We start from the raw sequence: 15611 nt of genomic DNA, 5'->3' as shown, positions 1-15611 counted from the left end.
CCAAGTGTCTCTCATCGTTCTTTCATGAGAGTTTCAAATCCACTCCGGAGATGGGAAATTGAACAAAAAATCTTGCAAGATTTTCTCGAATGATAAAACTCAATTCATTAGTTTCCACTCATAAATCCTTCCCCTTTCATTCTCGTTATTTTTCATGCCCGTGCATAACTATCTTTGACTCATCACTCTGGCGCAGAGTCGATGAACAAACAGAGCCTGAAACACTTCGTCGTACTCCAATCCACACGCACATCACGACGCTGCCGAGGATGGCACTGGCGTAGGCAGCGAAGTGATAACACGCGACGGTGAAAGCCGCCCGGTGGCGTTCAACCGGGATCAAGGCATCCAAGCGCGGATCAAGGCGCACGTTGAACATCTCCGCGTGACGGTGAGCGCTCACCCCCGTGATGGCTGTCACGACCGCCACGGCGGCCATTAGCAAAAGCATGGGACGGACGAGATCGCGCGTGGCCAAGGGGGGATTTTTGCCAAGGGTGGCGGCAAGCCCGGCCGCATAGCCCATCGCCACGCCGCCACCGGCGGCCGCGAGAAATCCCCACACGATTCCGATCAATGTCGGGTCCGTCAGGCCGGGAATCGGGTTGTGCAGGACGGTGAAATACTCCGGACACAATCTGGAGCTTATCTGGTCCTGCAAGATGCCATACCCGGCCAGCATCCCGGCCCCAAGGATAGTCGCCCTCGCCCGAGTGGTCGGTTTCCAAATCGCATAGGCAATCAACGCGGCAATCACCAACGGCGTGGCCGCCATTCGATACCAAGGAAGCGGGTCCATCGGCGAGTCCGAATCTGTATGTGGACGGGTTTTCAAAAATGATAACCGGCGACCGTGAGCCGGGGATGAGAAACAGCTGTCCGGCGGTAGTTGTTACCCGACGGGTGACGTTGTTCTGTTCATGGCGGATAGAGCCGAAATTTGTCCTGGGCTTCGCTTGGATTCGCCCCTCAAAAACGGGCCAACAAATCGCGGATTGTTCGGAAGTAATGTGGATTATGCCAAAATCATATGGGCGCCTGGGTGTAATCACCGAGGAATTCGCATGGGTGGTGTTCAGTTTTAGGCCGGAAAATGACCGGTAATGACCGGTTTTGGGCTGAAAACGGCAAAAAACTGGTCAAAAAGTGGGTTCTGGAAGCCGTTTTGAACACCTTCTGGACCGGTTTTTTGCCTTTTCTCGGTTAAAAACATGCCCGATGAGATCATCTTCTTCGCGGCAAAGTGATCCGAAAAAACACCTCTTATTTTTGGCGCGGATTTTCAAAAGTCTTCTTGGCCATGTCTGGTACAACTCACAATCCGAACTCATCGGCCGTCGGTTCTTGATCGTTTGAGAATCCGTTCGCTCATTCGTGTCACCGGTCGTTCTCGTCCCAATTGAAAAACAACGCCCGCGAAATTTTAATCAGGGAAGGCATTCCCAAACCTGCCAGTCTCAAGCCCGATTGCCGTCAATCAAGGGCATTGGCGGCGAACGGCATCTTGGTTGCAAAACCTTGTTTCAACCCTTCTTTTGGGGCTTTTACCACCGAGAACTGGTCGCCACTTGACACTCTCATCAAGGAGTTTTCATCATGACTGATAACACAAATCGTTCAACCGTCGTCGGCGTGTTCGAGAACCGTCACGACGCGGATCAAGCCGTCGCCGATCTTCGGGACGCCGGTTTCACGAACAGCCAAATCGGCGTTGCCGGGCATAATGCGGACGGCTGGGCGGATAACCGAGGCACCAAAGCGGAAGAGGGGGCGTTGATCGGCGCGGCCGTCGGGGCCGGGGCGGGCGGTCTCGTTGGATTGGGAATCCTCGCGGGCCTGATCCCCGCCATTGGCCCGGTGATCGCTGGCGGAGCCTTGGCGGCCCTGCTCGCGAACGCTGCCGGGGGAGCGGCCATTGCCGGATTAGTCGGCACGATGGTCGGGCTGGGGATTCCCGAGGAAGACGCCCGGTTTTACGACGAGGAATTCCGCTCCGGCCGGACCGTGGTGACGGTTCGCACCGATGGCCGCTTCGGGGATGCCTTCGCCATCATCCGTCGCAACCACGGCTACAATCGCGACATCGGCTCGGCTTCCGACCGACTGGCGACCCCTGCCGTATGAGTGTTCGCGAAGAAAATCAAAGCCCTGTTGGAAGGCTCAACAGCCTTTCAACAGGGCTTTTTGATTGACCGGTATCCTCCACTCGTGAGGCCGTTCGGATCTTGACGGAGGCATATGAGTCCAGAACGTTGCGACCTCTATTTCCGCTTGGGCATCGCGACAGGCGGGAGCATTGCGCCACGGGCAGCGTCGGTCTCCCAAACGCTCGGAGCGCCACCCGCCAAGTCCTCGATCAACCGTCTGGCCGCCGACGTGTTCGCGGCCGCGAGAACTTCCAAGGCCCGCAAGAAACGGATACGATCCGTCGTCATCTCCTCGGTTTCAAATTGGGTCAGGAATACTTCGGCCCGTCGTTTGGCCTCGGCCGACGATGTCTTCGCCGCTCGCTCGCGGACTCCGACAATCGCGCCCGGGCCGAGTTTGGCCAGTTCCGCGGACGCCTTTTCTCGGACGACAAATCGTTTGTCATCAAGTTCGTTAAAAAGCCGGTCAAGAGTGGCGGCGTCGCTCCGAGGAAAGGGCTTCAAGTGTTTGGCAAACAAGGCAACCGTATTTTCAGAGTCGGCTGCCAAAGCACCCATTGTCTTGACGGCCTCTTTGGCCGGTTGCGACCCCAGTTGGTCCCAAGCCTTGGCTCGGTCAGCCTCTGACAAAGGCCGAACATCACCGGCCAGTTTGGCAAGCGACACATCCCAAACCAGAACTTGATGATCGCCACCACCCGTCAACACACGATTGCCGTCCGGTGTCCAAGCGACGGCGATAAGACTGTCACGATGGCCGTGAAAATCAGCGAGTAATTTGCCGGTGGCTGTCTCATAGATCGCCAGGCCGCCATCGCTTTGAGCGCTGGCCGCCCGCCGTCCATCCGGGCTTACGGCAAAACTCAACGTGTAGAATTGCGAAGAGTAACAGTTGGGGTTTCGCGGCGGGGACTCAAACGTCAAAACCCGAGTACGGGTGCGGACACTCCATCCCTCCGGTTGCTTTGAACTGACACCGCCTGTTCCGCACAACACCCGCCCGCCGGCGGCAAACCCGGCGGCGCGGGAGAACCAGTGCAGGTGCATCGACAACTCGGTCATCTCGCCAGTCGTCACATCGAGTATGATCGCCGACGTTCTTTCCGGTTTGACCACCGCCGTCCGGTTGTCCGCCGAGAACGTGGCCGAGATTGCCTCGCTTTTTGTCCGCACCGCCAGTCGCTTGGTTTGGGCCGGCCAGTCCCAAATCGCCAATTCGTTTCCCGAATGCGTCAGCAGTGTTTTCCCGTCCGGTGAAAATTCGAGCAACCGACCTTTGATCTCCAGAGGTTTCGGCGGACCATCCGGAATCGGATACAGACTCTGTTTTCCCTCTTTGTCCCCAACCAGCGCGGCCCCCTCGGGCGCTAGCAAAACATACCCGCTCTTGTAATTCGACGGGATGGAACGCACCTCGCGCCCGGAGGCGAGTTCCCACACATGGGCTCCGTCTCCGGCCCCAGCAGCCACGTATTTGCCGTCGCGAGAAATGTCCAATCGCCAGACTGTCTCCGTCGGACCTGTCGGGGGAAGAATCGGCTTCCAAGTGGCCGCATCCCAAATTCGGATAAGCGAATCCTGCCCGGCCGTGGCCGCTCGCTTGCCGTCCGGCGAAATAGCCACCGCTTCAACCCATGAACCGTGCCCATTGAGAGCCGCCACTTCGGCCCCAGTTTTGGCATCCCAGATCAATTGCCTGTTGTCCCGCCCGGCAGAGAGCACATTCCGGCCACCGTTGACAAACTTGACTGCCGAAACCTCCGACCACTTGCCCCCGTGCTTCGGACCATCGTGTTTCTGAATGGACAATCGTTCCTTGCCGCCGGGCAGGTCGAAAATCTTGACGGTTCCATCCTCCAACCCGACCGCCAGTGCCGAACCGTCTTCTGCCACATCAACCACTTGCCGAATCCCCTGCCGGACTCCAACAGGCACGGGAACCGGATCGGAAACGACGCCCTTTTCAGCGTCCCACACCACGACCGACTGCTTCCCCATGTTTTCCAACAAAACCACGACCGACTTGCCGGAGTTGGCAAAATTCAGGCCATGACAATTTCCCTCCGGCATCGCTTTCGTCGCCAGCATTTTTAGGTCGGCGGCGGACGCACATTCTTTCGTCTCGAACATGGAAACTGATCTGGTCACCGGATTTCCCTCAGAACGAAACACGGCCAGTCGTCGGCCGTCCGGCGAGAGAGCCTGCCGTTCTTCTTTGCGAGGCGATTGAGGCGCGCCAATCACCACCGCCTGCGGCTGGCCATCCGACTGCTTTCTGTCAAAAGCCTCCGGAGGCGGCAAGATCTTGCCCGCCGCGTTCGTAAACGACCAGACGCGGAAACCATTTCCCGATTTAAGGACGGCATAGGCCCCATTCGGTCCCCAACTCATGTCGGCGAATTTGTGTTCGGGCATCGATTGAGTTTGAGCTTCCCGCCCGGTGGCGAGATCCCAGATCGAAAGCCGCTCCTCGTGGTACATCCAATTTCCCCACGAGGCAAGCCACTTCCCGTCAGGGGAAAAAGCCAGGTGGGTGATTCTCGCCCCCGGCCGGAACCGGGTCTCCCCCAACCGCATCACCGCCCCCGCCGGAAGCGGGGCATCCGCCGCCCCGTCGCTTTTCATTGGCGGTTTTTCTTGAGCGGAAAGCATGGTCGAACCGACCAGCAGAACCCAGAAGTGCCTGAGAAATGTTCTCATTCGTCTTGCCCTGCTCTATCAGGCGTCTCTGACTCCAAGCCAAATCAGCGAACGATCATTTTCTTGACGGCCAAAAGACGACTTGCGAGAGATAGCCCGACGATCGCTTGGAGGAATTCGAGAGACGGGGGAAAGTTGGGTATGATCGTAACCGGCCAATCCCCCGCCCGTCCAGAACTGTTTTCAGCAGAATTGTCGACAGATATTATTTGGCGGCGGGACGGCTTCGGCCGGACTTTCGCAACTCTTCCAGCAGATTCGTCAACTCGGTCACCTTCTCCGGTTGCTTGTCGGCCAGATTGTTCGCCTCGGGCAAATCGGCCTCCAAGTCGTAGAGTTCCGCCGGGAGAGTTTTTCCCTTCATCGGAGTGACCGGGGGAATCAGTTTCCACTTCCCCTGCCGAACTGCGAGCGGATTGCCCTGCATGGTGAGTGTTTCCCGGCAAGGCTTCTCAGGCCGCTCGGCAAGCAACGCGGGAAGGATGTCAAAGCTGTCCGGTCCGGCTTCGTCGGGAAGTTTCTTTCGGGTGATGGCCGCAAAGGTGGCCAGCAAATCGACCGAGCTAACCAACGTGTTCGATGTCTTTCCCGCCGGTGTCTGACCGGGCCAGCGGACGATGAACGGTATCCGGGTGCCCCCTTCGTAAGCTGATCCTTTGAAACCTCGGAGAACACCATTGCACTGGTGCCCGCTCTTGTCCGTCCCGGAACCGTCGAAGTAGCCATCGTTCATGACACCGCCGTTGTCACTGGTGAAAATGACCAACGTGTTTTCGGTCAACTTGTGCTTGTCGAGAACAGCCATGACCTCCCCGACACTCCAGTCAAGTTCCACGATGGCATCGCCGCGCAAGCCGTGTTCGCTTTTGCCGCGAAAACGGGGATGTGGAAACCGAGGAACGTGAACATCGTGAGTGGCGAAATATAGGAAGAAGGGTTTCTCTTTGTGTTTTTCGACAAAATTGACGGCCTGCTTGGTGAGGTCATCGGCCATGTCTTCATCCTTCCACCGCGCCGCCTTGCCGCCGCTCATGAAACCGATGCGACTGATGCCGTTCACAATCGTGGCGTCGTGTCCGTTGCTTGGTTTTTGGTTGAACAACAGTTTCGGATTCTCGCGGCCGGTCGGTTCGTCGCCCACTTTCGCCCCATAGGAGACTTGAATCGGGTCCTTCGGATCGAGATTGACCACTCTCCCGTTTTCCATGTAAACGCACGGGGTCCGGTCACCTGTCGCGGGAATGATGAAGGAATAATCGAACCCGACTTCTCTCGGCCCCGGTTTGATTTCCGTGTTGAAGTCCGGTTTCACATCCCCCAGCCCAAGGTGCCATTTGCCGACGACTCCGGTGGCGTAATCGGCCTGCTTGAGCAGTTTTGGCACCGTCATTCGGTCCGTTGGAATGGCCAACGGGGCGACCCCGCTCAAAATTCCCCGCGCCGGGGGATGACGCCAGGCATATTGCCCGGTGAGCAGCGAGTAGCGAGTCGGGGTACATACGGCGGCCGCACAATGGGCATCCACATACCGCATTCCCTGGCCGGCCAGTTTGTCAAGATTCGGGGTCTTCACCTTCGTCGCGCCATGGCAGGACAGGTCCCCGTATCCGATGTCATCAGCCAGGATCACGATGATGTTTGGCCGCGTTCGATCAGGTTCGGCCATTGCCGACGTACTCGCCATCAAAGCCAGAAAGCACACTTCAACCAACCAGAGATTTGTTCGCCAACGCATGCGATCTCTCCTTATGCGGTTCAAAAATACTCGACCCATTCAGTCGTTGGAACAAAAAAAGCGGTCGGATGCTCCGGACTCGAATCCCGGAACATCCGACCGCTTTTGTACATTCCATTTGCAGCCAAATCTTACTTCTTGGACTCGACCACTTTCACGCTCTTGATGAGAATGTCTTCTTGCGGCACGTCCGTGGGGAACATTCCCTTGCGGCCGGTTTCGGCAAAGCGGATCTTGTCCACCACGTCCATTCCTTCAATCACACGGCCGAACACGGCATACTTGCCGGTGTCAAGTTGGAGATTGTCCTTCACGTTAATGAAGAATTGGGAAGTGGCGCTGTCCAAAACGTTCGTCCGGGCCATTGCAATGCTGCCGCGAACGTTCGAGAGGCCGTTGCCGGATTCGTTCTTGATCGGATCTTTGGTCTTGCGTTGCTTTTGGTCGGCGTCGTAGCCACCGCCTTGGATCATGAAATCTTCGATCACACGGTGGAACGTCAGACCGTCGTAATGTTTGTCTTCCACATAGGCGAGGAAGTTTTTGACGGAAATCGGGGCCTTTTCGGCGTTCAGTTCGATCTTGATGTTACCTTTGGAGGTTTCCATCACGACCACGGGATTGGCGGCGCTCATGGTTGCATTCACTCCTGCGAGGGCCAAGAGGCCCAGGACAAACTTGGCGTACATTTCTTGGTCTCCTGTTAAGTCGAGACATTCTATATGGCGGGTCGAGTTTCGGCTTTCCCGGAATCCCCTCGCTTGACAAGTCCCGCCGGAACAGCCATCATCAGGATACCTCCTCATCCCGACTAGCGCCAATTGAGCGTCAACATGGCCGTCCTTCACTTGAACGAAGATGAAGTCCGTGAACTGCTGAGCATGGAGATGGCCATTGAGGCTGTCGAAACCGGGCTTCGCAAGATGGCCCTGGAGGAAGCCTTTTCAAACCCGCGTTCTCGCTGCCAGACCGATCATGCCATGCTGCATGTTCTTCCGGCCGCCTGCAAGACAATGGGGGTCATCGGCTTCAAATCCTATGTGACCACCAAATCCCGGCAAACATTTCATGTGACGATTTACAACGGCAAAACCGGGGAAATGCTGGCGATCATCCAAGGCGACATGCTGGGCCAGCTTCGCACCGGAGCGGCCTCGGCCGTCGCCACGAAACACCTTTCCCGCCCCGATTCCAAGACGGCGGCAATCCTCGGTTCCGGGAAACAAGCCCGCACTCAATTACTCGGCGTCAGCAAGGTGCGAAAACTGGAACAGGCCCGCGTATATAGTTCCAACGAAGCAAACCGTAAGAAATTTGCCGAGGAAATGTCCGTCGAATGTCAGATCCCCGTGACAGCCTGTGCCACCGTTGAAGAAACTGTCCGTGAGGCAGATATCATTTGCACAGCCACTACAGCCCGAGAACCGATCCTGAAGGGGGAATGGTTGATTCCCGGCCAGCATCTGAACATTGCCGGATCGAACTTCATTTCCAAGGCTGAGATTGATGCCGAAGTCATCAATCGAGCCTCGCTGGTGACCATCGACAGCAAGGATCAGGGCAAATTGGAGGCGGGCGATCTTGTTCCGGCTTTGGACGCCGGAATTTTGGAATGGTATGACGTGGTCGAGATCGGCCGGGTGGTAGCGATGAGAAACCCCGGAAGGCAATCCCCCAACGATATTACTCTCTTCAAATCACTGGGAATCGGCCTCGAAGACATTGCCGTCGGCATTCGCTTGTATGAAAAGGCGAAAGCCGAAGGCCGGGGACGATGGCTGGATATTTGACAGCGACACGCCCACTGGCATCAAGTTTCAATATCCGGCCGCTTTGCCGGCAAGTCGAGAATCAGCGGCCCCGTGGTATAAACCGGTCTTTGGATCGATCCAGATGCTGTGGGCATCTCCCTGTCGGCGTTTGACGATCTTGTGTCCTTTGGCCGTCAGTTCGTCAATCAACTTCTGATCCGTGAATTCCACCGCGAGTTGATCTGGAAACCATTGATGGTGCTGGCGGGGGGCGTTGACGGCCGCTTGAATGTCCATTTCAAAATCAAGCACATTGAGAACCACGCACAACACCGTGTTGATGATCGTCCGGCCGCCGGGGCTTCCGGTGACGAGCAACAATTTGCCATCCTTGAACACAAACACCGGCGTTTGGGAACTCAACATGCGCTTGCCGGGAGCGACGAGATTCGGGGCTGTCCCCACCCCGCCCTTTCGCGTCGTGACGCCGGGCACACGATTGAAGTCTCCCATCTCATTGTTCAGGATGTACCCAGCCCCGCGAACGACGACACGGGAGCCGTATGTTTCCTCCAAGGTGTAGGTGTTGGAGACGGCATTCCCGTCCGCATCCATCACGCTGAAATGAGTGGTGCTTTTTGCCTCATCTTGAATCGGGATGCCGTCAGCCAGCGATTCGCTCGGCGTCACTTTCTTCAAATCAATTGATTCGATGAGTTTCTTGGCATGTTCCTTCGTTGTCAGGAAGTCTGGGATTTTGGTGAACGCCGGATCACCGATGTATTTCGCCCGGTCGGCGAATGATCGACGCATGACTTCCGCGATGAGATGCCGGGTGTCGGCCGAGTCGGCACCCATTTTCTTCAAATCATAATTTTCCAGCATGTTCAGCATTTGAACGATGCAGATCCCCCCAGAACTCGGCGGGGACGGGCCAAAAATGTCAAATCCGCGATAAACGCCTTTGATGGTTTCTCGCTCAACCGCCTTGTAATCGTTTAAATCATCCTGCCGGATGTACCCTTCCCCGGCCTTAATCTCGGCCAGCAGCAGTTCGGCCAGCGGCCCGGTGTAAAAGGCATCTGGCCCCTTTTCCGAAATCAACTTGAGCGTTTTGGCGAGGTCCGGTTGGGTCAGACGATCACCGATCTTCCAAGGTTCTTTCCCGCCGTCTTTGCCGAACACTCGCTTGAATTCCTCATTGCCGCCGGGCTTCTTCAGATATTCATTCAGGGAATTGGCCGTGGATTTGTTCAGCAAAAAACCTTCCTCGGCCAGTTTGACGGCGGGCTCCACCAACTCCCGCCACGGAAGTTTGCCAAACTTCTTGTGGGCAAATTCCAATCCTCGAACGGTGCCCGGCACGCCGACGGCCTTTTGGTCAAACCAAGATGTTGTTTTGGCAAACGTATCCTTGTCGCAAAGTTTGGGAGCCGTCTCCCGGTAATCGATCATGACGGGTTTGCCGTTTTTCGGGGCCACCATCATGAAACCGCCGCCGCCAATGTTGCCGGCCGCCGGATGGGTGACCGCCATCGCAAAAGCGACCGCGACGGAGGCATCCGTTGCATTGCCTCCCTTTTTCAAAATAGCCACGCCGACATCCGCGGCTTCTGGGGAAACGCAGACGACCATGCCGTTTTTGGCAACCGTCGCGGTGCGTGCCTCCTGCGCGGGGCCGATTGAGACAGCCAGAAGGATTATGGCGAGCGTGCCGAACATGCGTGACATCTGGTACTCCGATAAAGTGCGTCAAACGCTTTGTGCCATTTAACCGACCGGGGTTCCCGCACGCCAGTGGGCATGACCATTAAGTCCCGCGTCTTTGGCCGACGATGAGCAGTCGTAGCCCCAGCCCCTCACCGGCAGCGAGAAAGGACTCTTGCCATGAAGCCGAAGCGATCTCTGTTGAACTTCCAATCCCTCGAATCTCTCGAAAACCGGGAAACCCCGGCAACCATCAGTTTGAGCCAGGGACAATTGACTGTCTCCGGCTCTGACGCGAACAACACCATTCGCGTGTATTACTACGGCAGTTCTCAAAATCAGGTGGCCGTCATCAACCAGACGGGTTCCTCACAAGAAACGAAGATTTTCAACAAGTCCCAGATTCAATCAATCAAATTGCTCGGCAACGGCGGGGACGACACGCTCCTTAACGACACCAGCATTCCCTCCACCCTGAATGGCGGAGCTGGCAACGACTCTCTTTGGGGCGGCAGTGGCAAAGATACGCTCATCGGCGGAGATGGTAATGACCAACTCTCGGGCCGCGACGGCAATGACAGCCTTGACGGTGGCGCCGGGAATGACGCCCTCTACGGCGGCGCCGGAAATGACAGTTTGACCGGCGGAGCCGGAAATGACCAGTTGGTTGGCGGGGACGGGGACGATCTGGCCAATGGCAACGACGGAAATGATTCGATCTGGGGCAGCGGAGGAAATGACACTCTCTACGGAAGCACCGGAGACGATCTGATCTTCGGAGGCATCGGGAATGATTTGATCGGTGGAAACGAAGGAAACGACACCATCAGCGGCGATGCAGGCGATGACTCCATCAGTGGCGGCGCCGGCAATGACCGTCTCGACGGCGGCGTTGGAAACGATCGCATTTCCGGTGACGCCGGGAACGACCTCATCACCGGCATGGCCGGGAACGACACGCTTGACGGCGGCGATGGCGATGATTCCATCGCCGGAGGGGATGGCGACGACAGCATAACGGGTGATGCCGGAAACGATCAACTCAACGGCGAAGATGGCAACGACACCATCGACGGCGGAGCCGGGAACGACAATCTTTGGGGCATGGCCGGTAATGATGTGCTGACCGGCGGCACCGGATTGGACTGGCTTGTCGGCGGGGTGGGAACAAACACCCTTGATGGCAAGGTCGGGGCCACGGCGATCCGCGTTTGATCCGCGAAGGTCATTTGACCGGCCGGGCCGGTTGCTCGATGAATTGAAGTTGCAACCGAGCCCGGTTCTTCTCGGTGGTCAGGTTAAATTCGATCCGGTCCAGTTCCGCGACCACGGGGGCCAATCCTTTGAGCAAACGAGTCATTCGTTCTTGCTCTTTGGGATCGGCCGACATTTTGGAGGCCATTCGCGGAGCGGCTTTGACCAAGTGTTCCCCCCAAGTCGGACCGGATAATCGGATCAGGGGATTCACCGCTCGTGGTTTGCTTTCGCGGGCAACTGGCGAATATTGTTCAATCATTCGCGGGTGGGAGGCCATCAACAGCGTCCCGCTCCGGATGGCATAGCAGGGTTCCACTCCGGCCGGAAAGTCGGGATGCGATAGTTTCTTGATCGAGAATCCTTCCCCTTTCACCGTTGAAACGCGGTAGCCGCTATCCGACAGACACAACAATCGGATCAGGAAATCAATCCCCTCGGACAGCATCTTCGCAGATGCTTCCGCATGCTTTAGCTCAAGCGGAATTGCCACCCCCACCGAGGGGTCCAACCCCGGATGCTTGGCATCGGGGGGACTTCCCCAGACGGCGATTTCCGGGCCAAATGTATTGAGCAGCGCATCCCACTCGATGTCCTCGCCAAGCGGCCGAACAGCGGACAAAACGGCCTCGCGCATCTTTCGGTGATCCCCTTCGGGCACCACAGATTTCAGAAAGCCATCGAGTTTGGACGTTTGAAAGGGAAGCACCAATGCGAACAGGGCATTTTCAGGCAACCGGTCCCAACTCCGTAAGGGCTGGTTAAATCCGGCAACCAACGCCTTGACCGCCAACGGCAGCCGCTCCATTTCACAGCCAACAGTCAGGCCGATGGTCAGGTCCGGTTTGCGGCTTAAATGCAGGCCGATTTGGTCGATGGCCTTCCAAGTTTTGCCGAACAGATCAAGAACGGTTCGTTCCCCCGGTTTTCCCGCGTTGACCCCGGCTTCCACTTCACGGTCAAAACTCCGGGGATTCATCAACAGGCACAACGGCGCTTCTTCCAATCCAAGAGCTTTGAGTTGCGTTGCGGCGAGCGATTTTGCCGGAGGTGATTTTCGACGAGCCAGCGTTTCCCGGAGGAGGGTCTCGTTTGATGTGAAGATCAGCAGCCCGTCTTCGATCCAGAAATACTCCGGCGATGCCGTGGAATCACTCTTGGCTCGCTTCCAATAAGGCGTCGGGTGTTTCACTTCTTCAATCGCCCGGAGTTCGCCCCCCTTGATTTGAAGCTGGTTGATGTGATCCACTGATTCGCGGAGTTTTTTTCCCTGTTCGGTGTGCAAGATTAGCAAGCCAGCCTCGGTCTCCGGTTTGCCTTCGGCGGGCTTTCGATAAGTCAGCAACACAGTGCCACCGAAAGCTAATTCCAGCAACTCCGGGTCTTTCACCCCCAATTCCCGAACCAGTTGATCTTTTACCGTCAGCAGGCGGGCAATATCGGGAGAAGAGGCCGCTTCTTTCACCAATGGCGACTGCCAAAAGGCCTTCGCAAATTTGGAATCGGCGGGGGAACTCAACGCGGTCGTGGCCCGATGACCGACGAGACAGAATGAGTAATCATCCGGCACCAGCGGAAGAAGTTCCACCGGGGTTGCCCCGGAAGTGGTTGAAACCAGCAGGGCAAAGGTAAAACCAAGGCAAAGTAAGACGGCACGAATCATGGTCGGTTCTTGGGGGAGGTGTCCGCGAAGGTAAGTGTTTCGGTGGCTTTGAAAAGCATATTTACCGCCCGGCGCGCAGAGGTGGTCAGAGGTTTGACGCCAGTTTTGAGACCGTCGCCCGCGTCAGCCAGCCGATCCCATGCGGGTTCAACCTCGGCCACCGGTTCCACCTTTGGCAATGTGATCGTCACCTCGGGACGCTCCGGGACGACCCTACCGGACAGCGAAGCCACCGCCGACCGGGCTTCCGAAAATGACTCATCCAAGGTGGGCGTGTGGTGATTCTCCGCCTGAGTTGACACAGCGGCGACGGCAATCGTGAGCGATTCACCGCCAGAGGGTAACTCAGGCTGGCGGGGCCAGAAAACGGCGACTAGCACGACTGCCGCCGTCGGAATCAACGCCCACTTCCCCCACCGTTGATTCCGTTGACGGGTTCGATCCCGATGGACCAACCGTTCCGTCTCCACAAGCAGTGATGCCGGGACGATAACCGGTTTTGCGGGGCGACGCATCAGCAACCGGGCCAATTGCCATTCATCCCGACAAACAGGACACGTTTCCCGGTGTTCGGCCACGGCGGGAGTCACTTCCGAGGCATTGCGATCCATGTGTTCCTGGAGCGAGGCAATGGCCTCGGCACAGGCGGATCGACTCGGATCGGATTCGGGATTGTTCTCGTTCATCATTCGCCGACAGTTTTGTTCGAGTTCATTTCATCGGGGACCAAGCCCCGTTTTCTCAGATAATCCAAGACTTCCATCCGGGTCCGGTGCAACCATGTTTTGATTGTCCCCACTGGCCGTTCATGAACTTCCGCGATCTCCTCGTAGGACATTCCCTGTTCGTGAAACATCACAAACACACTCCGGAATTCCGGGCGCAATTTATGCAGGGAGAGTTGAATCTCCCCGGCCAGTTCACCGGCGTCGTCCGGGACTTCCTTCCCGGCAGTTTCTTGAAGATAATCGACCAATTCCGGTCGGCGGGCGCGTTGGGAAATCCAAGTTCGGCAGCGATTGAAGGCAATTCTCAAAATCCAAGGTCGCAGCGGACGGGTGTTATCCCATCGTCTCAGGCTTCGGAACACCCGGACAAAGGTTTCCTGCGTGACATCCTCGGCGTCCTGTCGGTGGGTCAACACCCGCATACAGAGGCCGAAAACGTCGGATTCGTATCGGCCAATCAAATGCCGAACCGAAGCCGATTCTCCGGCCAAGCAGCGTTTCACCAGACTCGGTTCGTCGTCCGTCACTCGGTGTTCCCAAGAACGATACCCGGTGTGACCCGGCGGAGTTTCATTCAGTATGGTTCGGAATTCGCCCGGCAATCTTGCTTGGTTTCCCAAAACTCGAAGAAGATTCACAACTCCCCCAAACGCCGGGGAGGAACTTGAACGGGTCTTTTCTATCTTACCAATGTCCCCGAGACCGGGAGGGAGATGCCGGAATGCTGTCCGTGGCCGAAGCCCTGATGATTGTTCTGGAGAAGACAGGGAAGTTGCCGCCCGTGGTTTCCCCGGTGTCCGTCGATTGTCTCGGGCGGGTTCTCGCAGAAGATATTCGGAGCGACCTCGATTCTCCTCCGTTTGCAAAGTCCCTGCGAGACGGTTACGCCCTCCGGGCGACCGACGTTCCGGCCGGAGGGGCCAGCCTGCGTGTCATCGGCGAATCGGCCGCCGGATCGGCCGCCAGTCCTTCATTGAAGTCTGGCGAAGCAATCCGAATTTTCACCGGGGCCGTGATTCCCGCAAATGCCGATGCGGTCGTGATGCAGGAGGATTGCCAACGAGAGGGTGAATTTGTCCGCGTGCCCGGCAATGTCAACTCCGGGCAGTTTATCCTTCCGCAGGGAGCCGAATATCGGGCCGGGGACATCGTGCTTGCCGCTGGTGGCAAGTTAGGGCCTCAAGAATTCGGTTTGCTGGCTTCTGTGGGTTGCGTTTCGGCTTCCCTCATTTCAATGCCTCGTGTTGGCATCATCTCAACGGGAAATGAAATCGTGGAGCCGGGTTTGCGGCCGATGGGTTCACAGATTCGCAACAGCAACGGTCCAATGCTTCAGGCCCAAACCACGAGAGCGGGAGGCCAACCCGTTTACTTCGGAATCGTGGGTGACGACAAATCGAAACTAGCGAAACTGGTTGCGGACAGTCTCGACTCGACGGACATCACCCTTGTTTCCGGCGGGGTGTCAGTCGGCGATTATGACCATTTGCCGCACCTCCTTGGTGAATTGGGAATCGAGACGCACTTTCACCAAGTATGGATGAAACCGGGCAAGCCGGTGTTGTTCGGATCCCGAAACGGCAAACTTCTGTTTGGATTGCCCGGTCATCCTGTCAGCGCGTTCACCTGTTTCGAGTTGTTTGTGCGACCAGCCATTGAAAAATCATGCGGCGAAAACACCGTTGACCTTCCTTGGGTGATGCTGCCGCTCGATGGTGATTATTCTGCATTCAACGAACGGCCGACGTATCTTCCAAGCAGGCTTGTCATCGTCGATTCCAAACTGGCGGTTCGACCAAATGGCCGAATGAATTCGGCAAATCTCAATTCCCTTGCCGGCGCGGATGCCATCATGGCCCTTCCGGTCGGCAAGATTCAATATCAAGCCGGACACCTTGTTCCGACGCTCCGGCTCACCCGATAAAC

12 protein-coding genes are annotated in these 15611 nt (G+C 56.9%); 4 read left to right on the top strand and 8 right to left on the bottom strand.

Features of this window, described 5'->3' with window-relative positions:
• Window positions 1-145 precede the first annotated feature (145 nt).
• The gene (locus BGIM_RS0129515) at window positions 146-799 is read right to left on the bottom strand and encodes a hypothetical protein (RefSeq protein WP_020473290.1); all 654 of its coding nucleotides are present in this window, start codon (window positions 797-799) and stop codon (window positions 146-148) included.
• A gap of 797 nt (window positions 800-1596) precedes the next feature.
• Here BGIM_RS0129515 and BGIM_RS0129495 point away from each other — a divergent pair.
• On the top strand, window positions 1597-2124 hold the full coding sequence (locus tag BGIM_RS0129495; RefSeq protein ID WP_020473286.1) for a general stress protein: 528 nt from the start codon (window positions 1597-1599) through the stop codon (window positions 2122-2124).
• 137 nt (window positions 2125-2261) lie between these two features.
• Here BGIM_RS0129495 and BGIM_RS0129490 read toward each other — a convergent pair whose 3' ends face one another.
• The 3 genes from BGIM_RS0129490 to BGIM_RS0129475 all read right to left on the bottom strand — a co-directional run bounded on the left by BGIM_RS0129490 (window position 2262) and on the right by BGIM_RS0129475 (window position 7271).
• Window positions 2262-4847, bottom strand: a complete 2586-nt coding sequence (locus tag BGIM_RS0129490; protein WP_020473285.1) for a WD40 repeat domain-containing protein — start codon at window positions 4845-4847, stop codon at window positions 2262-2264.
• Window positions 4848-5052: 205 nt separating this feature from the next.
• On the bottom strand, window positions 5053-6582 hold the full coding sequence (locus BGIM_RS0129485; RefSeq protein ID WP_020473284.1) for a sulfatase-like hydrolase/transferase: 1530 nt from the start codon (window positions 6580-6582) through the stop codon (window positions 5053-5055).
• Between the two features lie 131 nt (window positions 6583-6713).
• Entirely contained in the window at window positions 6714-7271 is a 558-nt protein-coding gene (locus BGIM_RS0129475; protein WP_020473283.1) for a peptidylprolyl isomerase, read from the bottom strand.
• A gap of 144 nt (window positions 7272-7415) precedes the next feature.
• On the opposite strand from BGIM_RS0129475, the gene BGIM_RS0129470 reads away from it, so the two are divergent.
• Window positions 7416-8372 carry an ornithine cyclodeaminase family protein gene (locus BGIM_RS0129470; RefSeq protein WP_020473282.1) on the top strand — a complete coding sequence of 319 codons (957 nt, stop codon included), beginning with the start codon at window positions 7416-7418 and terminating at the stop codon, window positions 8370-8372.
• Between the two features lie 27 nt (window positions 8373-8399).
• On the opposite strand, the gene ggt is transcribed toward BGIM_RS0129470, so the two are convergent.
• Window positions 8400-10064, bottom strand: coding sequence for a gamma-glutamyltransferase (gene ggt, locus BGIM_RS0129465; protein ID WP_020473281.1), 1665 nt, complete (start codon window positions 10062-10064; stop codon window positions 8400-8402).
• 156 nt (window positions 10065-10220) lie between these two features.
• Between ggt and BGIM_RS53035 the strand changes: the two genes are divergently transcribed.
• A complete protein-coding gene (locus tag BGIM_RS53035; protein WP_020473280.1) occupies window positions 10221-11255 on the top strand; it encodes a calcium-binding protein in 1035 nt (344 codons plus the stop codon).
• Window positions 11256-11265: 10 nt separating this feature from the next.
• Here the strand turns inward: BGIM_RS53035 and BGIM_RS0129455 are convergent, their stop codons facing one another.
• Genes BGIM_RS0129455 through BGIM_RS0129445 form a run of 3 tightly spaced genes read right to left on the bottom strand, consistent with a single transcriptional unit; the run spans window position 11266 to window position 14212 of the window.
• Complete coding sequence (locus BGIM_RS0129455) at window positions 11266-12957, bottom strand: hypothetical protein (RefSeq protein WP_020473279.1); 1692 nt, start codon at window positions 12955-12957, stop codon at window positions 11266-11268.
• Window positions 12954-13646 (bottom strand): hypothetical protein, encoded by a 693-nt coding sequence (locus BGIM_RS0129450; RefSeq protein ID WP_020473278.1) that lies wholly within the window; start codon window positions 13644-13646, stop codon window positions 12954-12956. The genes BGIM_RS0129455 and BGIM_RS0129450 overlap by 4 nt, the downstream gene beginning before the upstream one ends.
• Window positions 13643-14212: an RNA polymerase sigma factor gene (locus BGIM_RS0129445; protein WP_040890940.1), complete on the bottom strand. Its 570-nt coding sequence runs from the start codon at window positions 14210-14212 to the stop codon at window positions 13643-13645. The genes BGIM_RS0129450 and BGIM_RS0129445 overlap by 4 nt, the downstream gene beginning before the upstream one ends.
• Before the next feature lie 194 nt (window positions 14213-14406).
• Between BGIM_RS0129445 and BGIM_RS0129440 the strand changes: the two genes are divergently transcribed.
• Window positions 14407-15609 carry a molybdopterin molybdotransferase MoeA gene (locus BGIM_RS0129440; protein WP_020473276.1) on the top strand — a complete coding sequence of 401 codons (1203 nt, stop codon included), beginning with the start codon at window positions 14407-14409 and terminating at the stop codon, window positions 15607-15609.
• Window positions 15610-15611 lie beyond the last annotated feature (2 nt).

The organism is Zavarzinella formosa DSM 19928 (assembly GCF_000255705.1).
Taxonomy (GTDB): domain Bacteria; phylum Planctomycetota; class Planctomycetia; order Gemmatales; family Gemmataceae; genus Zavarzinella; species Zavarzinella formosa.
This window is presented reverse-complemented; position numbering and strand designations above follow the sequence as displayed.